The 21,383-nt window shown below is 54.6% G+C and carries 19 protein-coding genes and 1 other annotated feature; of the genes, 8 read left to right on the plus strand and 11 right to left on the minus strand.

The window, feature by feature from the left end; genetic code table 11:
- Positions 1–5: 5 nt before the first annotated feature.
- Positions 6–437 (plus strand): multidrug/biocide efflux PACE transporter, encoded by a 432-nt coding sequence (locus RAC90_RS13305; protein WP_039338466.1) that lies wholly within the window; start codon positions 6–8, stop codon positions 435–437.
- A 36-nt stretch (positions 438–473) separates the two neighbouring features.
- On the opposite strand, the gene ushA is transcribed toward RAC90_RS13305, so the two are convergent.
- Positions 474–2,198 (minus strand): bifunctional UDP-sugar hydrolase/5'-nucleotidase UshA, encoded by a 1,725-nt coding sequence (gene ushA / locus RAC90_RS13310; protein ID WP_375124478.1) that lies wholly within the window; start codon positions 2,196–2,198, stop codon positions 474–476.
- Positions 2,199–2,964: 766 nt separating this feature from the next.
- Here ushA and ybaL point away from each other — a divergent pair.
- Complete coding sequence (gene ybaL, locus RAC90_RS13315; RefSeq protein ID WP_033738703.1) at positions 2,965–4,659, plus strand: YbaL family putative K(+) efflux transporter; 1,695 nt, start codon at positions 2,965–2,967, stop codon at positions 4,657–4,659.
- Positions 4,660–4,726: 67 nt separating this feature from the next.
- On the opposite strand, the gene RAC90_RS13320 is transcribed toward ybaL, so the two are convergent.
- From RAC90_RS13320 to RAC90_RS13355, 8 genes are all read right to left on the minus strand, one after another.
- Entirely contained in the window at positions 4,727–6,028 is a 1,302-nt protein-coding gene (locus tag RAC90_RS13320; protein WP_033738797.1) for an inosine/guanosine kinase, read from the minus strand.
- Positions 6,029–6,396: 368 nt separating this feature from the next.
- A complete protein-coding gene (gene adk, locus RAC90_RS13325) occupies positions 6,397–7,041 on the minus strand; it encodes an adenylate kinase (protein ID WP_033738701.1) in 645 nt (214 codons plus the stop codon).
- A gap of 279 nt (positions 7,042–7,320) precedes the next feature.
- A complete protein-coding gene (gene htpG / locus RAC90_RS13330; RefSeq protein WP_033738700.1) occupies positions 7,321–9,195 on the minus strand; it encodes a molecular chaperone HtpG in 1,875 nt (624 codons plus the stop codon).
- A 98-nt stretch (positions 9,196–9,293) separates the two neighbouring features.
- Entirely contained in the window at positions 9,294–9,899 is a 606-nt protein-coding gene (gene recR / locus RAC90_RS13335; RefSeq protein ID WP_006117920.1) for a recombination mediator RecR, read from the minus strand.
- Complete coding sequence (locus RAC90_RS13340; protein ID WP_033738698.1) at positions 9,899–10,228, minus strand: YbaB/EbfC family nucleoid-associated protein; 330 nt, start codon at positions 10,226–10,228, stop codon at positions 9,899–9,901. Before RAC90_RS13340 ends, recR begins: the two co-directional genes overlap by 1 nt.
- Positions 10,229–10,284: 56 nt before the next feature.
- Positions 10,285–12,261: a DNA polymerase III subunit gamma/tau gene (gene dnaX / locus RAC90_RS13345; RefSeq protein ID WP_375124443.1), complete on the minus strand. Its 1,977-nt coding sequence runs from the start codon at positions 12,259–12,261 to the stop codon at positions 10,285–10,287.
- Positions 10,882–10,943: a sequence feature (DnaX frameshifting element), on the minus strand. Its footprint overlaps the gene before it by 62 nt.
- Before the next feature lie 158 nt (positions 12,262–12,419).
- Entirely contained in the window at positions 12,420–12,971 is a 552-nt protein-coding gene (gene apt, locus RAC90_RS13350) for an adenine phosphoribosyltransferase (RefSeq protein WP_006117923.1), read from the minus strand.
- A gap of 145 nt (positions 12,972–13,116) precedes the next feature.
- Positions 13,117–13,506: a DUF454 family protein gene (locus RAC90_RS13355; protein WP_058708335.1), complete on the minus strand. Its 390-nt coding sequence runs from the start codon at positions 13,504–13,506 to the stop codon at positions 13,117–13,119.
- Between the two features lie 57 nt (positions 13,507–13,563).
- Here RAC90_RS13355 and priC point away from each other — a divergent pair, with 57 nt between their 5' ends.
- Complete coding sequence (priC, locus tag RAC90_RS13360) at positions 13,564–14,094, plus strand: primosomal replication protein PriC (RefSeq protein ID WP_039338470.1); 531 nt, start codon at positions 13,564–13,566, stop codon at positions 14,092–14,094.
- 76 nt (positions 14,095–14,170) lie between these two features.
- On the plus strand, positions 14,171–14,326 hold the full coding sequence (gene rsmS, locus RAC90_RS13365; RefSeq protein WP_006117926.1) for a pleiotropic regulatory protein RsmS: 156 nt from the start codon (positions 14,171–14,173) through the stop codon (positions 14,324–14,326).
- Here rsmS and acrR read toward each other — a convergent pair.
- Entirely contained in the window at positions 14,323–14,961 is a 639-nt protein-coding gene (gene acrR / locus RAC90_RS13370) for a multidrug efflux transporter transcriptional repressor AcrR (RefSeq protein ID WP_039338471.1), read from the minus strand. The genes rsmS and acrR overlap by 4 nt on opposite strands.
- Before the next feature lie 142 nt (positions 14,962–15,103).
- Between acrR and RAC90_RS13375 the strand changes: the two genes are divergently transcribed.
- The 4 genes from RAC90_RS13375 to ykgO all read left to right on the plus strand — a co-directional run bounded on the left by RAC90_RS13375 (position 15,104) and on the right by ykgO (position 20,447).
- Positions 15,104–16,306 carry an efflux RND transporter periplasmic adaptor subunit gene (locus RAC90_RS13375; protein WP_006117928.1) on the plus strand — a complete coding sequence of 401 codons (1,203 nt, stop codon included), beginning with the start codon at positions 15,104–15,106 and terminating at the stop codon, positions 16,304–16,306.
- 16 nt (positions 16,307–16,322) lie between these two features.
- Positions 16,323–19,481 carry a multidrug efflux RND transporter permease subunit AcrB gene (locus tag RAC90_RS13380; RefSeq protein WP_033738689.1) on the plus strand — a complete coding sequence of 1,053 codons (3,159 nt, stop codon included), beginning with the start codon at positions 16,323–16,325 and terminating at the stop codon, positions 19,479–19,481.
- Positions 19,482–20,040: 559 nt separating this feature from the next.
- Positions 20,041–20,295: a type B 50S ribosomal protein L31 gene (locus RAC90_RS13385; RefSeq protein ID WP_033738687.1), complete on the plus strand. Its 255-nt coding sequence runs from the start codon at positions 20,041–20,043 to the stop codon at positions 20,293–20,295.
- An 11-nt stretch (positions 20,296–20,306) separates the two neighbouring features.
- On the plus strand, positions 20,307–20,447 hold the full coding sequence (gene ykgO, locus RAC90_RS13390; protein ID WP_006117931.1) for a type B 50S ribosomal protein L36: 141 nt from the start codon (positions 20,307–20,309) through the stop codon (positions 20,445–20,447).
- Between the two features lie 57 nt (positions 20,448–20,504).
- Here ykgO and RAC90_RS13395 read toward each other — a convergent pair whose 3' ends face one another.
- Positions 20,505–21,383: a metal ABC transporter substrate-binding protein gene (locus tag RAC90_RS13395; protein ID WP_033738684.1), complete on the minus strand. Its 879-nt coding sequence runs from the start codon at positions 21,381–21,383 to the stop codon at positions 20,505–20,507.

Consider the following 21,383-nt stretch of genomic DNA (forward strand, 5'->3'; position numbering starts at 1 on the left):
CTGACATGCAAACTCGTTCACTCACCGAGCGCATCTTACATGCCAGCCTGTTTGAAGGCCTGGCCATCCTCACCATTGCCCCGCTGGCAGCCTGGATGATGGATAAACCGCTGTTTCAGATGGGCGCACTGGCCATCATGTTGTCCACGGTCGCGATGCTCTGGAATATGATGTACAACAGCGTGTTTGATCGCTGGTATCCGCCTCGTCAGAAACGCAGTGCGTGGGTTCGTGTGCTGCATGCTCTGGGATTTGAGGGCGGCTTTATCCTGATAGGGCTTCCGCTGGCCGCCTGGATGCTGGAGATTTCGTTATGGCAGGCCTTTATGATCGAAGTGGCGTTTTTTCTGTTCTTTCTGCCCTACACCTTCGTCTATAACCTGGTGTGGGATAAACTGCGGTCGCACTGGTTCAACCGTAAGGCCTGCCGCGCCTGACAAGGCACCGGGGAGACGAAGCGCCTCCCCGGTGATTTAACGCGGTGCTGCACGTTCCCCGTTCCAGTGTTGTATCCATGCCAAAATCATTTTGGGATAACGACGCGCGGGCACCGTTTCTTTCGCGTCTTTCAATGCATCCTGGGCCGTTGCCGTCTGGTAAATCACCTTATCGCGAGGCACGTAGTCGCTGGCATTCAGCGGCGAATGTTTACTGACCCAGTCACGCAGCACCACGGCGTCAACGTTGCCACTGTTGACATAACCCGGATGTGAATCAATACGGGGATAGCCATCGCCGCCCGCCGCATTGAAGCTGTTAGTCGCCATCCGATAAGTTTTGGTGTCATCCAGCGGCTGTCCGTTGATCGTGACTTTACTCACGCCGCTGCCATTCGCGGTCAGACTGACATTTGCAAACTGGGCATAACCGCCTGAACCCGGTTCGATATTCGCCACCACCGCCAGATAGCGTTTAATTTCCGCCCCACTCAGCGTGACGGAAACGACCTGATTGGCAAAGGGTTGGACCTGGAGCAAATCGCGCCACGCTACGGGCCCTGGTTTGAGCGAGGCCCGAATTCCGCCGCCGCTCATCACGGCGAAGTCGGCCTGGGTCGCGGCCATCTGCGCCCGCAGGATGAGCTGCCCGAGGCTGCTTTGCTGAACGCGCACGGTTTCTTTTTCGCCGGAAAACACCCCGTTGACGCGCCCGACATTCACCTGCAACGTCGCTTCAGCGCGTTTTTGAAACGGCGTCAGTAATTTCATCATAGCCGTGTTTTTGGGGATCTCTTCCTGCCAGGTCAGCCAGGATTCGCTGCCATCGAGATTTTTGATTTTATGTTTGAGGTTAACCGGGATGAGCTGATACGACGCCAGGGTAACCTCGCCATTGCGGTAGGTAAAATCGCCACGTCCGACATATTTTCCCCACTTTTCCGCCTGCATAATCCAGACGCCATTTTGCCGGTCAGGCTGACAGAGCTGACCCGGCTGGTAATCTTTGCGGCTCACATTCTCTTTTTCCATACAGACCGCGTCATGCGAATGCCCCCCTACGATCATATTGAGGGTGCCCGCAGGCAACCTGCGCGCCAGCGTCACATCATCAATCCCGTTACTGCCGTGTTTGCCGTCGTCATAATGACCAAGATGGGTCAGCGCCACGATCACATCCGGTTTTTCTTTGGCGCGTAGTTCAGACACAACCTTTACGGCTTCGGCTACCGGGTCACGGAATTCGATATCCGTTAACTGTTCAGGGTTGGTCAGGCGGGCGGTATCCGGCGTGATTAACCCGATAACCGCAATCTTCAGCCCCATGCGCCGGAACATCGCCCAGGGCTTAAACAGACGTTTACCTGTGCTTTTTTGATAAACATTCGCGGCCAGAAAAGGGAATTTGGCCCATTTTTCCTGTTTCCGCAGCACGGCGAGGGGTTTATCGAATTCATGGTTGCCCAGCGTCATGGCATCGTAACCAATCAGGTTCATGCCACGAATATCAGGTTCGGCATCCAGGGCATCCGATTCCGGCACGCCAGTGTTGACATCTCCGGCCGACAAAATCAGTGCACCACCGCCTTTGGCCTGAATATCGTAGCGTGCGGTATCTATTAATGTTTTTTGTGCCGCCAGACCGTACTCGCCCTGCTCATCAAACCAGAAATGGCCGTGCAGATCGTTGGTGTGCAAAATGCTGAAACGGTAACTCCGGTCAGGCACGGCGGCCTGAGTAAACAGTGATGAGAGCAACATCGCTCCGGTCAGACCCGCACCCGCCCATCGAGATAACACCACAGCCGCTCTCCTTTGAATAATGATTCTTGCCGATCGTCAGCGCCCTTCTGTGTCGCACATTCCCTGTGCTAACTCAAGTTTATCGCGCGTCGTCCGGTCATTATCGCAGGTTGTTCAGCGCAGGATGGCAGGACAGGGTCTGATTTTGTCATCACTGTTATGCATTAAGGCGCAATGTTAAGCAGAAGGAACGATTAGCTTGTTAATTTTTAGCTACTTTCGCTGGTGTGATTCGCCCTGTGTTAAATTTATGTATTACTCTGTTTTTAACAGTGCATTTCGTCAAGATGGCCTTCGCGCGCGCAGACAAGGCTGGCTGAGCCAATGCTAAATAACAGCCTGTTTTGTTTGCTGTTTTATCATCCGCTTTCATGCCATCAGGTCAGCCGCCTATCCGGCCGCCCCGACGCACAGAGGCCAACGAAGCAAAGGGAGCGGGCAAATCGCTGCCTGAGTGCGGTTGTAGGCTGTTACCAACACATTTTCACCTCATTATCGTCACGCTTGTGTCATTTAGAATGAATAAACTCCTTCCTGACCGTACGCAACAGACCGTTGTATCGACCCATAACTGCGATAAGTGAGAAAAACAGCCTTCATCTTGCACTTTTCGCGTATTTCCCTAATTTCTTTTGATAATCCCACAAATTATTCAGCGATGCCGCCTGATATGCATTAAACTCATTTGTTACAACCGGATACATTTACATCCAAGGAGACAGGCATGCATCACACCACACCGCTGATCACCACTATTGTCGGGGCACTGGTTCTGGCTTTCCTCCTTGGTATGCTGGCTAACCGGTTACGAATTTCTCCGCTGGTGGGTTACCTTGTTGCTGGCGTTATGGCCGGCCCTTTTACACCCGGCTTTGTGGCAGACACGAATCTGGCACCGGAACTGGCCGAACTGGGCGTGATTCTGCTGATGTTTGGCGTCGGTCTGCACTTTTCACTGAAGGACCTGATGTCGGTAAAGCGGATAGCCATTCCCGGCGCGATTGCACAGATCGCGGTAGCCACCTTGCTGGGAATGCTGATGTCGTGGGCGATGGGTTGGTCGTGGATGACCGGCCTGGTGTTCGGCTTGTGTCTTTCTACCGCCAGTACCGTGGTGTTGCTGCGTGCGTTAGAAGAACGGCAGCTGATTGAAAGCCAGCGCGGTCAAATTGCTATCGGCTGGTTAATTGTCGAAGACCTGGTGATGGTGCTTACGCTGGTCTTGCTGCCCGCCATTGCGGGCATGATGGAACAGGGCAACGCCAGCGCCAGCCTGGTGATCTGGGATCTGCTCTGGACCATCGGCAAAGTTGCCGCCTTTATGGTGCTGATGATGGTGGTAGGCCGCCGTGCGGTCCCCTGGATTCTGGCGAAAAGTGCGGCCACGGGTTCACGCGAGCTGTTTACGCTGTCTGTCCTGGCGCTGGCGCTGGGCATCGCATTTGGCGCCGTCGAGTTTTTCGACGTGTCTTTTGCGCTGGGTGCGTTCTTTGCCGGAATGGTGCTGAATGAATCGGAGTTAAGTCAGCGCGCTGCCCGTGACACGTTGCCGTTACGGGATGCTTTCGCAGTGCTGTTCTTTGTCTCTGTCGGCATGTTATTTGATCCCATGATCCTGGTGAAAGAGCCGCTGGCCGTGCTGGGTGCGTTGGTGATTGTCGTCATCGGCAAATCCGCCGCCGCCTGGCTGTTGGTTTCGCTGCTGGGTCATTCGCGTCGGACAGCGATGACCATCTCGGTGAGTCTGGCGCAAATCGGCGAGTTTGCCTTTATTCTTGCCGGTCTGGGCATTTCACTTGGCCTGCTTGATGAAGAAGGCCGAAATCTGGTCCTGGCGGCCGCTATCCTTTCTATCATGCTCAATCCGGTTCTGTTTACGCTGCTGGGGCGTTACCTCGCCAAAAATGAAACGATGGAGCAGCAGACGCTGGAAGAAGCGCTGGAAGAAGAACAAGAGATTCCTGTGGATGTCTGCAACCATGCGGTCATCGTTGGCTATGGTCGCGTCGGCAACCTGCTGTGTGAGCAACTGATCAAACTGAATATTCCGGTGGTGGTGGTAGAAAGCTCCATCCCGCGCGTAAAAGCCTTACGGGATCAGGGGATCAGAGCGGTGCTGGCGAATGCTGCCCGCGCCAATACCCTGGCGCTGGCGCGGGTGGACTGTGCCAGCTGGCTGTTAGTCACTATCCCTAACGGCTACGAGGTAGGCGAAATTGTGACGGCAGCACGACAGAAGCAGGCTGATATCGATATTATCGTGCATGCCCATTATGACGATGAAGTGGAGTATATTCTGGAGCGCGGTGCAAACCACGTCGTTATGGGTGAGCGGGAAATTGCCGCCAGTATTATTCAAAAGTTACAGGAAAAGCTAACGCTGCAGGAAGAAAAAACCGTCAGCGAAGGCCAGCACTAATCCATCCCAAACGGCTGTCGCCCCGCTGAACTCTCAGAGATTCAGCGGGGCGTCTGACTTGTCAGCCTTAACGATCCCAGTAGGACTCTTCCAGGCTGTCTTCACGCTCAGGCAAACCGCGCGTCAGTCGGGGCGAATGCTGATTCAGGACCTGATAGCTGACCCGGTTAGCATATTTGCAGACCTGCGCCAGCGACGAATAGGTCAGATAAGCACGCGCATGTTTACTGGAGTTAGGTACGTTGCGGCGATGGTAGTTATTCGCCGTAATGTCATGCAGCAACGCTGCCAGCGCGCCGTCCCCTGCCCCATTGGTATTCATGATCTTCTCCGGGCCGCCCATGTAGGGCGCGATGTGCGAGAAAATGCGTAACGGCTGCTGACAATCCTGTTTACGCATTGCGCGACTGAATTCGTACTGGTTGAATTCAGCAATCGCGCCCGGTAACAAAGGATGGTTGGTTTTACGCTTAAATTCGTCTTCGGTATAGCCCGCCATATATAAACCGGTCGGCCCTGCCGTGCACAGCACCAGATCCACCCACTCCAGCGCCCTGTCCGAGGCCAGTAGCGGGTCGGCCTCGCCCGTCAGCGCCAGCGCCTCTTCTTCGTTCATCGCCACAATCGACACGTGGTCACGCAGGAAATCACGCCAGAACTGAGGATTGTCACCTATCACGTGTTTCGTGCCTAACGTCAGCACCACCGGCACGTTGTGGCGCTTTGCATACTCGATAGCCTGCAGCGTCGCCTGTGGCATCGGTTCACCGTCTTTGCAACGCACCAGATACGAGGTCAGAACCAGCGCGGAAGCGCCCGCAATTACGTCCTCAGGCACACTTTCCGCTTTGAGCTGGTTCATCTGGCCAGGGCTAATCGCAAAGGTCCGATCGCCCTGATCGCCGATCAGGGTGAAACAGCGGCCAATCGCTCCGTCCACGCCCTGAAGATAGTTAAGATCCATGCGGCTCGAAGTATTACAAAGGTAACGATACGCATAACCGCCAATCTGAATGTTATTGCACATCACGCCCAGCAATACGGAACGGTCGTCCGCCAGCACGGAGAAATTGTGCAGCGTGTTGCCAATCGTGCCGCCTGCGAACTGGTGAGTAATCAGCTCGTCACGCATCAGTTCAGCGTACAGCGCTTCTGCCACGGCATCGTCAATGACCAGCGAATGGCCGGCACTCAGACCATAGCGGACCAGAAAGGCGTCATCGACTTTCGCTTCGATATCGACCAACGTCTGATCGATGCCCACTACCCAACTGCCGTCTTCGTTATCGAATGACGAGGACTGGAGAAGGGGATCGCGCGCGCTGACGGGAAAATAGTGTTTGGATTTACGTTTGCCGGGAAATTTCATGGTGACTGCCGTGAGGAAAAACAGGCAGAGAAGCATATCATATTCTCTACGACGACTTTAACGCTGCGCGCGAATCCGTAGCTCGCCCATCCCGCCCTGCCAGACTCCGGCGCATCTGACGTATCAGCGTATATTCCTGGCAGGCCATATGATGAACGCCGGGACGTGGCGCCTGCAGGTTCATGACAGCCTGTAGGAGGATGCAGCACGACAGCAATGCGGTTCCGTACCTGTCAGGCAGCAAGGGCCAGAAAACGGTCTGCGACAAGCGCGGCTGGCGTTCAGAGGACAACGAAGAAGGAAAACGCAGGAAAGTATGGGTAGATTCACTACAGCAAAAGGGGCCAGTCGTGCCGGCCCCTCTCTGCTTAGCCCAGAATTTTAGCCAGCTCTGCACTCACGTCGGACACGTTACGTGTGCCGTCGATTTTGTGGTACTCAGTGTTACCCGCTTCGGCTTCTTTGCTGTAGTAAGCAATCAGCGGTGCGGTTAGCTGATGGTATTCCACCAGACGTTTGCGCACCGTTTCTTCCTGATCGTCTTTACGCGTGGTCAGCTCTTCACCGGTCACGTCATCCTTGCCTTCCACCTTCGGTGGATTGAATTTGACATGGTAAACACGGCCTGATGGCGCATGAACACGGCGACCGACGATGCGTTCAACGATCAGTTCATCCGGCACAGCGAACTCCAGCACATAGTCCACTTTGATACCGGCTTCTTTCATTGCGTCAGCCTGAGGAATGGTGCGTGGGAAACCATCAAGCAGGAAACCGTTTTTGCAATCTTCCTGGGCGATGCGCTCTTTAACCAGCGCAATCACCAGCTCATCAGTAACCAGCTTGCCGGCATCCATAATGGCTTTCGCCTGGTTGCCCAGTTCGGTGCCCGCTTTAACCGCTGCACGCAACATGTCGCCAGTGGAGATCTGCGGAATGCCGTATTTCTCCATGATGAATTGGGCTTGAGTCCCCTTACCTGCGCCCGGAGCTCCGAGCAGAATAATACGCATTGCGTAAATCCCCTTGCGAATCGCATTGATGAATCTGAGAAGCGGAAGAACATACCATTATGATCCGCGCACCACAAGGAAGGGGCGGATCAACGCAGATCAGTGTACTGACTTTAGCCAGCGATCGCAGTGCGCGATATCAGTGAAAAGGCATTTTCGGACTGGTGGCGGGTGCAATGGGGCTTTTAAGGCGGTTGCGCAACAAATATGGGTGCCGGAAAGCAGGCAGGAAGACTGCAGCCAAAAAAAACCGGTGAGGATCTCACCGGTTTCGTCGTCTTACGCCGTCAGCAGTTGGTTCATCCGACGGATAAACTGGTTAGGATCGTCCAGCGTGCCGCGCTCTGCCAGCAGGGCCTGATCCAGTAACAGCTCAATCCACTCACCGAAGCGGGCTTCATCCTGGGTATCTGCCACGCGCTTCACCAGTTGGTGATCGGGGTTGATCTCGAAGATATATTTCACTTCCGGCACGTCCTGTCCTGCCGCCGCGAACAGTTTGGCCATTTGCGTGGTCATCTCGTTTGCATCGGTGGTCACAATCGCAGGCGTATCGGTCAGACGGTGCGTCAGACGGACTTCTTTCACACGTTCGCCCAGCAGCGTTTTCACGCGCTCAACAAAAGGTTCCAGCGCTTTTTCCGCTTCTTTCTGCGCTTCCGTTTCTTCGTCAGCCAGCTTATCCAGCGCTTCATCCGCTTTGCTGACAGACTGGAAGGCCTTACCGTCGAACTCGGTCAGATAGCTCATCATCCATTCATCGATACGATCGGACAGCAGCAGGACCTCAATGCCTTTTTTACGGAACAGCTCCAGATGCGGACTGCTTTTCGCTGCAGCATAGCTGTCGGCGGTAATGTAGTAGATCTTCTCCTGACCCTCGACCATACGGCTGACGTAATCTTCCAGCGACACGGTTTGCGCCGCGCTCTCGCTTTGTGTGGTGGCAAAACGCAGCAGTTTGGCAATCGTCTCTTTGTTGGCGTGATCTTCAGCGGGGCCCTCTTTCAGGACCAGACCAAACTCTTTCCAGAAGGTCTGGTACTTTTCGCTGTCCTCTTTCGCCAGCTTCTCCAGCATCTGCAGAACACGTTTGGTCAACGCGCCGCGCAGATTCTGGGTAACACGGCTGTCCTGCAGAATCTCACGCGATACGTTGAGCGGCAGATCGTTAGAGTCAATCAGGCCGCGCACAAAGCGCAGGTAGTTCGGCATAAACTGCTCGGCGTCATCCATGATGAACACGCGCTGCACGTAGAGTTTCAGACCATGTTTATGGTCGCGGTTCCACATGTCGAACGGTGCGCGAGCCGGGATATATAGCAGGCTGGTGTACTCCTGTTTCCCTTCTACGCGGTTGTGGCTCCATGTCGCCGGATCGCTGAAATCATGGGCAATATGTTTGTAGAACTCTTTGTACTCTTCGTCGCTGATCTCTGACTTGCTGCGGGTCCACAGCGCCTGAGCTTTGTTGATTTTCTCCCAGGTCGTGGTGCCGCTTTCTTCATCTTTGGTTTCGATTTCAACCGGCAGCGCAATGTGGTCGGAGTATTTACCAATGATGTTGCGGACGCGCCAGCTGTCGAGGAATTCATCTTCGCCTTCACGCAGGTGCAAGGTGATTTCCGTACCGCGATCGGCTTTGCTGATGTCAGCGATGGTATACTCACCTTCACCTGCCGATTCCCAGAACACGCCTTCGTCTTCGGCGGCACCCGCTGCGCGCGTGCGCACCGAGACTTTGTCGGCAACGATAAAGGCCGAGTAGAAACCCACACCGAACTGACCGATCAGCTGACTGTCTTTGGCCTGATCTGAGCCCAGGGATTCCAGAAAGGCTTTGGTGCCGGATTTCGCAATAGTGCCAAGGTTTTCAATCACTTCATCACGGCGCATGCCGATACCGTTATCGCTCAGCGTGATGGTGCGGTTATCCTTATCGACAGAGAGACGCACGCGCAGGTCACCATCGCCTTCGTACAGGCTGGCATCAGACAGCGCGCGGAAGCGCAGTTTATCCGCCGCATCCGAGGCGTTGGAAATCAGTTCACGCAGGAAAATCTCTTTGTTTGAATAGAGAGAATGGATCATCAGGTGCAGAAGTTGTTTTACCTCTGACTGAAAGCCACGAGTCTCTTGTCCTTTCATGGTCATTGCTACCTCAACAGAATCAGATTTAACGAACGTTGAGGAGGATGTGGGGGTACATGCAGGATTTTCAAGCCGGCGTTTTTCACAACGCCGGCAAGCGTTTAAAATTTAATCTTCTGGCGGCCTGCCAGTGAGTGGGATAGCGTGGTGCCATCCACCATTTCCAGTTCGCCGCCCATCGGAACGCCATGCGCAATGCGGCTGGCTTCAACGCCATACTGGCCACATAATTCTGCAATGTAGTTCGCGGTCGCTTCGCCTTCCACGGTGGGGTTGGTCGCCAGGATCACTTCCTGAATCGCTTCCTTCTCCAGACGCTGTTCCAGCCGATCGAGACCGATATCTGCCGGGCCGATGCCATCCAGGGGTGAAAGATGGCCCATCAGAACGAAATAACGGCCGGCAAATTGCCCGGTTTGCTCAATAGCATGGATATCTGCCGGACTTTCCACCACGCAGATCTGACCGTTTTGCTGACGCCGGGGATTGGCGCAGATAGTGCAGATTTCCTGCTCGGTGAAGGTGCGGCAATCGGCACAGTGACCGATTTCCGACATTGCCCGGGTCAGCGCCTGTGCCAGCCGCATTCCCCCACTACGATCGCGCTGTAGCAGTTGGAACGCCATCCGTTGCGCCGACTTCGGCCCAACGCCCGGCAAACAGCGCAATGACTCCATTAAGGACTCTAGCAGTGGGCTGGTTTGCATCAGAACGGCATCTTGAAGCCTGGTGGCAACTGCATGCCTGAAGAGACAGACGCCATTTTCTCTTTCTGCGCTTCATCAATGCGACGCGCCGCGTCGTTGAAGGCGGCAGCGATCAAATCTTCCAGCATGTCTTTGTCATCTTCCAGCAGGCTGGGATCGACTTCCACACGGCGGCAGTTGTGGGCACCATTGATGGTCACTTTGACCATGCCTGCGCCTGATTCACCCGTGACTTCCAGGGCGGCAATTTCTTCCTGAACCTGGGCCATTTTGTCTTGCATCTGCTGGGCCTGTTTCATCAGGTTGCCCAATCCGCCTTTACCAAACATAGTTTTCTCTCTCTGCTGAGGCTACAACGCGGTTTATTCATAACGTTGCAGCGTGTTCAAACGGGTCGAATGCTTTCCTCATCCAAATCGGCATCGAAAAAGCGACGAAGGGTTTGAATGTGGCTGTCACTCAAGATGGACTGACGCGCCTGCGCCAGCTTCTCTTCATAAATGGCCTGACGCCACTCCAGTGGCGTCAATACCGTAGGATTATCGTCTTCAATAACCGACAGTTCAACCTGATGTCCGGCAACCTGACTCAATGCGGCGGTCAGGGCCTGCTGCGCGGAGGCCGAATTCAGGTGACGCTGGCTGGAACGTAAATGCAGGCAAATACCCTGATCGGTGGTCTCTTTCCAGGCATTCAACGCCAGCTGTTGAACCAGTTTAGGCAGCGGCAAACCGGCCACTTCAGCCGCCCAGGCATCACGCTGCTGGGCTTCTTCAGCCAGCCGTGCGGCCAGCTCAGGATTTTTCTCATGCTCCAGCGCAGAACGCAAGGCTTTTGGCGTGGCGACGGGCGCGGCCGCTTCGGTTACGGGCGTCAGCGCTTTCCAGCGGTACGCCTCTTTTTTTACCGGCGCTTCAGGGGCGCGCTCACGCACACGCTGCTGACTGCGCTCGGTCACCGAGGCCAGTCGCTCAAGGGCAGAACTGGCCGGCCGCGCACCTGGCGCTGCCGGCTCACTCTTTTTTGCTTTGTTTGCTCCCTGGCGCAGCAGTTGGGTGCGCGCCTGCAGGAGCTGGCTGGTGGAACTGGACAGTGACGGTTCGGGTGCCGCAGGCGAGACAGACTGCGCGGTTGGTGCCGAAGCGGGTTCGGGTGCCGCCATTTGTGGCCGGGCAGCGGGCGCCGATTCGGTTAGCGACGGCGGTACGTTCTGTACCGGCACCGGCGCTGACTGCGCAGTCAGCGTGGGCCGCGCGATCGGCTCCGCGACGGCCGCTTTGGGATGAAACGCCAGCGCGCGCAATAAGGCCATCTCAATGCCCATACGACGATCGGGCGCAAGGGGTAAATCTTTGCGCCCCATCAGCAGGGTTTGATAATAAAGCTGCAGATCGGCAGGCGGCACGACGCGCGCCAGTTCCCGCAGGCGCAACGCATTGCTTTCTTCATCGTCGTTAAGAGAGGCAGGCAGTAACTGTACCATGGCAATGCGGTGCAGCAGGCGAAGCATCTCAACGAGCAATGCCTCCCAGTCAACCCCGCGCGAAGCTGCCTGTGCCAGCAACGCCATCACCTGTTCTCCGTTGCCGTCGACTACGGCTTCAAGCAGCCCCAGGGGTTGCTCATCGTCAAGCGTCCCGAGCATCGCCCCGACGGTCGCGCTGGTCACGCTGCCCTCGCCCATCGCAATGGCCTGATCGGTAAGGCTCAGCGCATCGCGCATACTGCCATCGGCAGCACGGGCCAGCAGTTGCAGCGCCCGCGGTTCCCGGGCGATCTGCTCCTGTTCTAATACGTTGTCAAGCTGCTGACGGATCTGGTCAACATCCAGCGCTTTAAGGTGAAACTGCAGACAACGGGACAGGATTGTCACCGGCAACTTCTGCGGATCGGTCGTCGCCAGCAGGAATTTAACGTGTGAAGGCGGTTCTTCCAGCGTTTTCAGCAGCGCATTGAAGCTGTGACGCGACAGCATGTGCACTTCATCAATAAGGTAAACTTTAAAGCGGCCGCGGGCGGGCGCATACTGCACGTTATCAAGCAGATCGCGCGTGTCTTCCACTTTGGTGCGCGAGGCGGCATCAATTTCGATGAGATCGACAAAACGGCCCTGTTCGATCTCACGGCAGTTATCGCACTGACCACAGGGCGTGGCGGTGATCCCGGTTTCGCAGTTAAGGCCTTTTGCCAGCAGACGGGCAATCGTGGTTTTCCCTACGCCCCGTGTGCCGGAGAAGAGATAAGCATGATGGATGCGTCCCAGAGACAATCCATTCGCCAGCGCCGTCAGAACATGTTCCTGACCGACAACATCAGCAAACGCCTGTGGACGCCATTTTCGGGCAAGTACCTGATAGCTCATGTGGTTTCGACGAATTTGGATGGAAATGTGAGCGCAGACGCACTGCAACCCCTGTATATGATTGCAGTAGTCTAACAGCTACGCTTTCACCTATCACTCGTTATCTTGAAGCGGTAAAGCGGAATGGCCCCACAGGTGCGCGAGGCCAGAAGCGAGGCTTAGTGGCCGGGGAAATTGACCAGGCTGTAGCTGTCAACGCCCAGCGCCTTGAGGCGGGCTTCCCCTGCCAAATCGAACAGGTTAATAATAAAAGCAGCATCTTTCACTTCACCGCCTGCACGACGGATCAGTTTGATCGTGGCTTCCAGCGTTCCGCCGGTCGCCAGCAGATCGTCGACCACCAGCACGACGTCGCCCGGCTGGATCGCATCTTTGTGCAATTCCAGTTGGTCGGTACCGTATTCCAGCTCGTAGGATTCGCTGTAAGTTTCACGTGGCAGTTTGCCTGGTTTACGCACCGGGACAAAACCCAGCCCCAGCCCCAGGGCAACCGGCGCACCAAAGAGGAAGCCACGCGCTTCTGTGCCGACAACTTTGGTGATGCCTTTATTACGGTAGCGCTCAACCAGCAGGGCGATGGACGCTGCATAGGCGTTCGGGTCTTCCAACAGGCTGGTGACGTCACGGAAAAGAATACCCGGCTTCGGGTAATCAGGAATACTTTTGATACTGTTTTTAATCAGTTCAAGCTGCTGCGCAGTGTCGGTCATAATCTTAAGCCTGGTAAAAAAATTCTGTTTTGCGCAGCTTCAATAGCGCCAATACCTGATTAAAGGTTCAGCGGAAATACATTCATAATGGGAAGCCGCACACGAAGAGGCCCAAATCTAAGCAAATGGCCGGCTAATTGCAACTTTATCGCGGAGGTAAACTGTCGTCTGGTGTTTCTGCCACCACCGGCATCCGCCACATAAACAGCAACAGAAGGCACAACATGATGCCCAGCATGATCCGTACCCACAGCACAGGCACCAGCCACAAGGATAGCGAAAATGTCGCCACAATCAGTACGATGGCGCGGCTTTTTGCCCCTGGCGGCATGCCACGATGCTGTTGCCAGTGGCGAATATAGCGACCAAAGGGCGATTTCCAGAGCAGCCAGTGATGAAAACGTGGTGAAGAACGGGCAAAACACCATGCTGCCAGCAGCATGAATGGCGTTGTAGGTAATAAAGGTAATACAATGCCCAGTATGCCAAGCACTATCGCCAGCCAACCCAGGGTTAATAAGACAATGCGTTGCATACCTGCCACCCAATGCGTTTTCCGTTGCATGACTTTAGCATACCTGCGTTGGGCGCAATGAGTAAGCATCCGACGCGGCAAAGGCTGCATCACTGCCTTCTCACCTTGCGCCAGGCCATCCACAGCCATCCCGACGGCGAGTGTCGCTCGCCGCGTTTTGACAACCAACTCTTTACGACGAAAGGGACCCGACTGGCCGATTATCTGCAGGAGATTGAGCACAACTATCAGCGCCTTTGTCAGGCCGGCGAGGATGTAGAACGTAGCCAGTGGCTGGCGGGTCATCTGGTGGACCAAATCGCCGCCCTGCAGCGTGAAGCCAGTACCCAGCAACTTCGTAGCCGCGCAGAACGTGCCCGGCCTTCCGCCCGTCAGCAAAAATATCTGGAATACCGGGAATATGAGCGTCGACTACAGGCGATGATCGACCAGCGGGAGCAACGGCTGGCGCTGGCAGAAACCTTTGCCGTTCAGCAGCAGTTGAAAAAAGACCTGGAGGTACTGGAAGGCCGTATGGCACGCTGCCGGCAGGCGATCCGCTCGGTGGAGTGGGCAATGTCACTGTCAGACAGCCCGTTTAGCAGTTAATGCGCTATCTTTGCAAGACCGCCATCGCAGGATGGCACGCTTATCAGGCCCATGATACAACGTCGCAGGAGGAATGATGTCCCTGGAAACGGCCCCCGAAGAGGTCAAACTGGCGGTAGATTTGATTCAGCTGTTTGAAGAACACCAACTGTCGGTGGAAACGGTGTTGTCCGCCCTGGCCATTGTTCAGCGCGATTACGAAAAGAAACGCGACGAACAGCGCAAAGACTAAGCCTTTTTTGCCAGCGTCGGACTTAAGCGCAACATATCAATCAGGGCATCCACCAGTTCGGGCGCATCGGCAACCAGATCAAATTTGCCAGGCGTAAAAAGCCAGCTTTCCATCATGCCATTGACATAGCTGCGCATGATTAACGCCGCCTGTCGGGTCTGGAACGTTTCTGGAAGTTGCCCGGCATCAATGCACTGACGCAGTACGTCTTCTATTTCGTTGTAACGCTCAAGCAACAGACTTTGCTGGATACTTTTTACGGCAGCCATTTCCCCGACAAATTCGCATTTATGAAAGATGATTTCCATCAACGCACGGCGCTGCGGATCGCGCGCAGTCGCCTGAAAGATATAGACCAGCATCGCCCGTAAAATGGAGAGTGGATCACCGGGGTATTTTGTTTGATACTCAAGTTTCACTTCATTAAGCCCGGCATCGCAGCGAAGCCATATTTCGTTCAACAAATCGGCTTTGTTTTTGAAATGCCAGTAGATAGCGCCACGGGTTACGCTGGCTGCAGAAGCGATGTCCGCCAGGGAGGTGGCTGAAACCCCCTCTTTCGAAAACAGAGCAAGGGCGGCGTCCAGAATTTGATGCCGGGTTTCAAGAGCTTGCGCTTTGGTTTTTCGTGCCATAGGGGACTTTTTTTACAAACAGGTAAGTTTACATACATTTGTGAATGTATGTACCATAGCACGAGCTAAAATAATACGCAGCAATGGGTTCATGGCTTTGTGATCCATTGATCATTTGATATCGGACTCTAGAGGTTTATTTATGAACAAATTCAGAGGGTTAACGCCTCTGGCGGCCGTCCTGATGCTCTCAGGCAGCTTTGTGTTAACAGGATGTGACGGAAATAAATCCGACCAGGCCGCCCAACAACAGCCGCCGGAAGTCGGTGTTGTCACCGTTAAAAGTGAACCCCTAAAAATTTCGACCGAACTGCCTGGCCGTACCCTGGCTTACCGTATTGCCGAAGTGCGTCCGCAGGTTTCCGGTATCATTCTGAAGCGTAACTTTATTGAAGGCAGTGAGATTAAAGCCGGTGAATCGCTCTATCAGATCGATCCCGCGACCTATCAGGCGTCCTATGACAGCGCCAAAGCCGATTTAGCGAAAGCAGAGGCCAATGCACGTATAGCGCAACTGACGGTCAATCGTTATAAGCCGCTGCTTGGCACCAAATATATCAGTCAGCAGGACTACGATAATGCCGTCGCCACCGCGGCACAAAACAATGCGGCCGTTCAGGCCGCGAAGGCTAACGTAGAAACCGCACGCATTAACCTGGCGTACACAAAAGTCTCTTCGCCTATCAGTGGCCGCATTGGTAAGTCATCCGTTACAGAAGGTGCGCTGGTACAAAGCGGGCAAACCACAGCGCTGGCCACGGTGCAGCAGTTGGATCCGATGTATGTCGATGTTACCCAGTCGAGTGAAGATTTCCTGCGTCTGCGTTCAGAACTGGAGTCCGGTCAGCTGAAACAGAACGATGGCAAAGCCAACGTTACCCTGCTGATGCAGAATGGTAAAAACTATGCTCAGCCGGGTACGCTGGAGTTCTCGGATGTGACCGTTGATCAAACCACCGGCTCGATCACCCTGCGCGCGATCTTCCCTAACCCTGATAAAGCCTTGCTGCCAGGAATGTTTGTACGTGCCCGTCTGGATGAAGGCACCAATCCAAACGCCCTGCTCGTTCCTCAGCAGGCGGTAACGCGCACACCAACCGGTGACGCCTCTGTCATGGTGGTCGGCGCGGACAACAAAGTTGAAGCACGTAAGATCAAAGCAGCCCAGGCTATTGGCGATAAATGGCTGGTAACAGAAGGTCTGAAAGCGGGCGAGCGTGTGATCTTTACAGGTCTGCAGCGTGCAAAACCGGGTGCACAAGTTACACCTAAAGAAGTCACAGACGATGCAAAAGCCGCAAAAGGTGATCCCTCTCAGGCCCAGTCTGCTAAAACATCGTCCTAACAGGAGCCGTTGATACATGGCTAAGTTCTTTATCGATCGCCCAATCTTTGCGTGGGTGCTGGCTATTATCGTCATGCTGGCGGGCGCGTTATCGATTATTAAATTACCGATTGAGCAATATCCCAATGTTGCGCCACCGGCCATTGAGATTCAGGCCAACTACCCTGGTGCTGACGCGAAAACGTTGCAAGACTCGGTGACGCAGGTCATCGAACAAAACATGAACGGCATTGATGGCCTGATGTATATGTCATCAAGCAGTGATTCCTCGGGTGCTCTGACGCTGACTATCTCCTTCCAGTCAGGGACTGACGCGGATATCGCGCAGGTTCAGGTGCAGAACAAACTGCAGCTGGCAATGCCACTGCTGCCTCAGGAAGTGCAACAGCAGGGGATTCAGGTTAAAAAATCCTCCAGTAGCTTCCTGATGGTAGCGGGTTTCATCAGCGATGATGGCAGCATGACGCAGAACGATATTGCTGACTATGTTGCCTCTAACATCAAAGATCCTATCAGCCGTACGCCTGGCGTGGGTGATACCCAGGTCTTTGGTGCGCAGTACGCGATGCGCATCTGGATGGATCCGAGTAAGTTAAATAACTATCAGCTGACGCCGGTTGATGTGATCAATGCGCTTAAAACCCAGAACGCCCAGGTGGCTGCCGGTCAGTTAGGCGGAACACCGCCGGTACCGGGACAGCAGCTGAACGCCTCAATTATTGCGCAAACGCGTCTGACCTCCACCAAAGAGTTCGGCAACATTCTGCTGAAAGTGAATAACGATGGCTCTCAGGTGCGTCTGCGCGATGTGGCACAGATCGAACTGGGTGGTGAAAACTACGAGATCATTGCGCGCTATAACGGTAAGCCTGCGTCCGGTATCGGTATCAAACTGGCGACTGGCGCTAACGCCCTGAATACCGCCGAAGCCGTTAAAGCCGAGCTGGCTAAGCTGCAGCCTACGTTCCCGGCGGGAATGAAGGTCGTTTATCCTTACGACACCACACCGTTCGTTAAAATTTCTATTTTCGAAGTGGTGAAAACACTGATGGAAGCGATTCTGTTGGTGTTCCTGGTGATGTATCTGTTCCTGCAAAACTTCCGAGCCACGCTGATTCCGACTATTGCCGTCCCGGTTGTGTTGCTGGGGACCTTCGCCATAATCGGCGCCTTTGGTTACTCGATAAACACCCTGACGATGTTCGGGATGGTGCTGGCCATCGGCCTGTTGGTGGATGACGCCATCGTGGTGGTCGAGAACGTCGAGCGCGTCATGGTGGAGGAAGGACTGCCACCGAAAGAAGCGACCAAGCGCTCGATGGAGCAGATTCAGGGCGCACTGGTCGGTATTGCCCTGGTGCTGTCAGCGGTCTTTATTCCCATGGCTTTCTTTGGTGGATCGACCGGCGTGATTTATCGTCAGTTCTCCATCACCATCGTGTCGGCCATGGCGCTGTCAGTACTGGTTGCGTTGATTCTGACGCCCGCACTCTGCGCCACTATGCTCAAGCCGGTGAAAAAAGGCGATCACGGTGCCACCAAAGGCTTCTTTGGCTGGTTCAACCGCCTGTTTGACAAGAGTACGCATCACTATGTTGACAGCGTAGGTCACATCGTTCGCGGTACGGGTCGCTATCTGCTGCTTTATCTGCTGATTGTGCTGGGGATGGCGTTTCTGTTCCTGCGTCTGCCTTCATCGTTCCTGCCGGAAGAAGATCAGGGCCTGTTACTGGCTCAGGCTCAGCTCCCTGCCGGCGCCACACAGGAGCGCACGCAGAAAGTGCTGGATCAGGTTTCTGATTACTTCCTGACGAAAGAAAAAGACTCGGTGAAATCTGTCTTTACCGTTGCGGGCTTTGGCTTTGCGGGCCGTGGACAGAATACCGGTATTGCCTTCGTCAGCCTCAAGCCGTGGGATGAGCGTACCAGCAGCGACATGAAAGTGCCTGCGATCCAGGGACGTGCAATGCAAGCGCTGGCGCAAATTAAAGACGGTATGGTCTTTGCGTTTAACCTGCCTGCCATTATCGAGTTAGGTAACGCGACCGGCTTTGACTTTGAACTTATCGATCAGGGTAACCTGGGACATGAAAAGCTGACGCAGGCGCGTAACCAGCTGTTTGGCATGATCGCACAACATCCGGATACGCTGGTCGGTGTGCGTCCCAACGGTCTGGAAGATACGCCGCAGTTCAAACTGGATATCGATCAGGAGAAAGCCCAGGCACTGGGTGTCTCACTCAGTGATATCAATACCACGCTGGGCGCATCCTGGGGCGGCTCTTACGTTAATGACTTCATTGACCGCGGTCGTGTGAAGAAAGTCTACGTGATGGGTAAAGCTGATGCGCGTATGCTGCCTGACGACATCAATAAGTGGTATGTCCGAAACAGCAACGGCGAGATGGTGCCCTTCTCTGCCTTCTCATCAGCACGCTGGCAGTATGGTTCACCGCGTCTGGAACGTTACAACGGTTTACCGTCTATGGAAATCCTGGGGCAGGCAGCCCCCGGCAAGAGCTCCGGTGATGCCATGAACCTGATGGAAGAACTGGCTTCGAAACTGCCGTCGGGCATTGGCTTTGACTGGACCGGGATGTCCTATCAGGAACGTCTGTCGGGTAACCAGGCACCTGCCTTGTATGCCATTTCACTGATCGTCGTGTTCCTGTGCCTCGCGGCCCTGTATGAGAGCTGGTCCATTCCGTTCTCGGTCATGCTGGTGGTTCCGCTGGGCGTGGTCGGTGCATTGATCTTTACGACCTTGCGCGGACTGAGCAATGACGTTTACTTTGTCGTGGGGTTACTGACCACTATTGGCCTCTCGGCGAAGAACGCCATCCTGATTGTGGAATTTGCGAAGGACCTGATGGAGAAAGAAGGCAAAGGGCTGGTGGAAGCCACGCTTGAAGCCTGCCGTATGCGTCTGCGTCCTATCCTGATGACCTCACTGGCGTTTATTCTGGGCGTACTGCCGCTGGCCATCAGTACCGGTGCCGGCTCTGGTGCACAGAATGCGGTCGGTACGGGCGTCATGGGCGGGATGGTGACCGCGACCGCGCTGGCCATCTTCTTCGTACCGGTATTCTTTGTGGTGGTGCGGCGTCGCTTTGGTAAAAACAAAGCCGAGATCGAAAAGGGTCATCCCGTCGATCATCCTGACCACTCGCATTAATCTGTAAACTAAAAGGCCGCATCAGCGGCCTTTTTTAATGCCTCACGCCGTCTCTTTTTTGACAGCCGCAGGGATTAACCGCTGCCATGATGACGCTGGCTTGTATTATCGCGATAACTTCCTGTTCACTCGGGGTGAACGCTGCCTTCCTCACCCTCTTTTACATTCAGGTTGGTCACGCCCGGCGCGCTCCCGGATGACCTGACGAGTCACTTTGTTTCTTTTCGGTCTTAACCGGTTCACGCTGATTTCACACCCGCTTCTTTCTCTTGTCTCTGCCCGGCTTCTTACCCTCTCGTCAGACTGCGCTGACGTGTCACGCGGCTGACAAGCGTGTCTGAAGCCACTTTGTCTTTGTGGCAGCGCAAATCTGTTCTTTCCTGTCTGCCTGAAGCACGGTCTGCCCTGCGCCTGTTCTCAGTCAGCGACAGCGTGCTATCCGTTGCACGGTTTGCCCGCCATCGCCGCCCCGCTGTTTCCCCTGGGTTTTACAGGGTTGCATTCATATCGGCCACGGCGCATAATATTGTTATATTATAACATTACATTGGTGAGAAGTATGAAAGCGAATATTCATCCCTCCTATCGTGCCGTGGTGTTCCATGACACCTCGGCTGATGTCTTTTTCAAAATCGGTTCAACAATCAAAACCGACCGTACCGTTGAGTTTGAAGGCGAAACCCTGCCGTATGTGACGCTTGATGTCTCCTCGGCCTCTCATGTGTTTTACACCGGTAAGCAGAAAGACTTTGCCAAAGAAGGCAGTACCGCGCGCTTTAATCAGCGTTTTGGGCGTTTTCTGGGTCGGAAATAAGCGAGGGCAACATGCAGGTACTCAGCTCACTCCGTTGCGCAAAGCGTCGCCATCGGGATTGCAAAGTCGTTCGGCGTAAAGGCCGTATCTATGTCATCTGCAAAACGAATCCGCGCTTTAAAGCCGTGCAGGGAAGAAAGAAAAAACGTTGATGTGTCGTGAACCTTAGCCGGACTGTCTCTTTCGAGCCATTCCGGCTTTTTTTATGCTTAGCGCATGCTCTTGAGCATCACGTCAACGTTGTGTTTAAACGCGGCTTCATAGGTCGGCGCCGGTCCGGACGCGGTGGACAGCGCTTCCGGATAAAGCTCACCACCCGGCTTCGCGCCTGTCGCGCTGGCAATCTGTTTCACCAGACGGGGATCGGTCTGATTTTCCATAAAGTAGGTTTTGATATGCTCCTGCTTAAGTTGGGTGATCAAACTGGCTACATCGCTGGCGCTGGCTTCCGCTTCGGTGGAGAAACCAACCGGCGCAAGGAACGTGACGCCATAGCGTTGCCCAAAGTAACCGAAAGCATCATGGCTGGTCAGCACCTTACGTTTTTGCTGCGGAATGGCGGCAAAAGAGGTTTTGGCCCAGGCGTCCAGCTTTTGCAGTTGCTGAATATATTTTTCGCCGCGCTGACGGATATCTTCAGCGTCCTGGGGATCGGCCTTGATTAACGCATTCATCACGTTTTTGGCATATATGGTGCCGTTATACATGCTGTTCCACGCATGGGGATCGGTAATGGTTTTGCCATCCTCTTCCATCGTGCGGGTTTCAATCCCTGTCGAGGCCACTACGGGCTCCCCTTTATAACCTGAGGCCGTCACCAGACGGTTCATCCAGCCCTCCAGACCGAGTCCGCTGACAAACACCACATCGGCTTTTGCCAGCGCTTCGCTGTCCTGCGGCGTCGGTTCGAAAGTATGGGGATCGCCATTGGGCCCGACCAGGCTTTTAACATGAACATGATCGCCGCCAATTTGTTTGACGATATCGGCCAGCACGGTAAAACTCGCCACCGCATCGATCGTTTTCGCCATGGTGAAGGGGCTGACGACTAATGCACCGATTGCCAGACTAATGGGTAATATCTTCAT

Source organism: Pantoea sp. CS_6 (genome assembly GCF_041954745.1).
GTDB classification, from domain to species: Bacteria; Pseudomonadota; Gammaproteobacteria; order Enterobacterales; family Enterobacteriaceae; genus Pantoea; species Pantoea stewartii.

What these genes read in the sequence shown, in the direction of transcription:
- RAC90_RS13305 (WP_039338466.1), top strand. Translation starts at nt 6, where the DNA reads ATGCAAACTCGTTCACTCACCGAGCGCATCTTACATGCCAGCCTGTTT.
- ushA (WP_375124478.1), bottom strand. Translation starts at nt 2,198, where the DNA reads ATGTTGCTCTCATCACTGTTTACTCAGGCCGCCGTGCCTGACCGGAGT.
- ybaL (WP_033738703.1), top strand. Translation starts at nt 2,965, where the DNA reads ATGCATCACACCACACCGCTGATCACCACTATTGTCGGGGCACTGGTT.
- RAC90_RS13320 (WP_033738797.1), bottom strand. Translation starts at nt 6,028, where the DNA reads ATGAAATTTCCCGGCAAACGTAAATCCAAACACTATTTTCCCGTCAGC.
- adk (WP_033738701.1), bottom strand. Translation starts at nt 7,041, where the DNA reads ATGCGTATTATTCTGCTCGGAGCTCCGGGCGCAGGTAAGGGGACTCAA.
- htpG (WP_033738700.1), bottom strand. Translation starts at nt 9,195, where the DNA reads ATGACCATGAAAGGACAAGAGACTCGTGGCTTTCAGTCAGAGGTAAAA.
- recR (WP_006117920.1), bottom strand. Translation starts at nt 9,899, where the DNA reads ATGCAAACCAGCCCACTGCTAGAGTCCTTAATGGAGTCATTGCGCTGT.
- RAC90_RS13340 (WP_033738698.1), bottom strand. Translation starts at nt 10,228, where the DNA reads ATGTTTGGTAAAGGCGGATTGGGCAACCTGATGAAACAGGCCCAGCAG.
- dnaX (WP_375124443.1), bottom strand. Translation starts at nt 12,261, where the DNA reads ATGAGCTATCAGGTACTTGCCCGAAAATGGCGTCCACAGGCGTTTGCT.
- apt (WP_006117923.1), bottom strand. Translation starts at nt 12,971, where the DNA reads ATGACCGACACTGCGCAGCAGCTTGAACTGATTAAAAACAGTATCAAA.
- RAC90_RS13355 (WP_058708335.1), bottom strand. Translation starts at nt 13,506, where the DNA reads ATGCAACGCATTGTCTTATTAACCCTGGGTTGGCTGGCGATAGTGCTT.
- priC (WP_039338470.1), top strand. Translation starts at nt 13,564, where the DNA reads ATGAGTAAGCATCCGACGCGGCAAAGGCTGCATCACTGCCTTCTCACC.
- rsmS (WP_006117926.1), top strand. Translation starts at nt 14,171, where the DNA reads ATGTCCCTGGAAACGGCCCCCGAAGAGGTCAAACTGGCGGTAGATTTG.
- acrR (WP_039338471.1), bottom strand. Translation starts at nt 14,961, where the DNA reads ATGGCACGAAAAACCAAAGCGCAAGCTCTTGAAACCCGGCATCAAATT.
- RAC90_RS13375 (WP_006117928.1), top strand. Translation starts at nt 15,104, where the DNA reads ATGAACAAATTCAGAGGGTTAACGCCTCTGGCGGCCGTCCTGATGCTC.
- RAC90_RS13380 (WP_033738689.1), top strand. Translation starts at nt 16,323, where the DNA reads ATGGCTAAGTTCTTTATCGATCGCCCAATCTTTGCGTGGGTGCTGGCT.
- RAC90_RS13385 (WP_033738687.1), top strand. Translation starts at nt 20,041, where the DNA reads ATGAAAGCGAATATTCATCCCTCCTATCGTGCCGTGGTGTTCCATGAC.
- ykgO (WP_006117931.1), top strand. Translation starts at nt 20,307, where the DNA reads ATGCAGGTACTCAGCTCACTCCGTTGCGCAAAGCGTCGCCATCGGGAT.
- RAC90_RS13395 (WP_033738684.1), bottom strand. Translation starts at nt 21,383, where the DNA reads ATGAAGATATTACCCATTAGTCTGGCAATCGGTGCATTAGTCGTCAGC.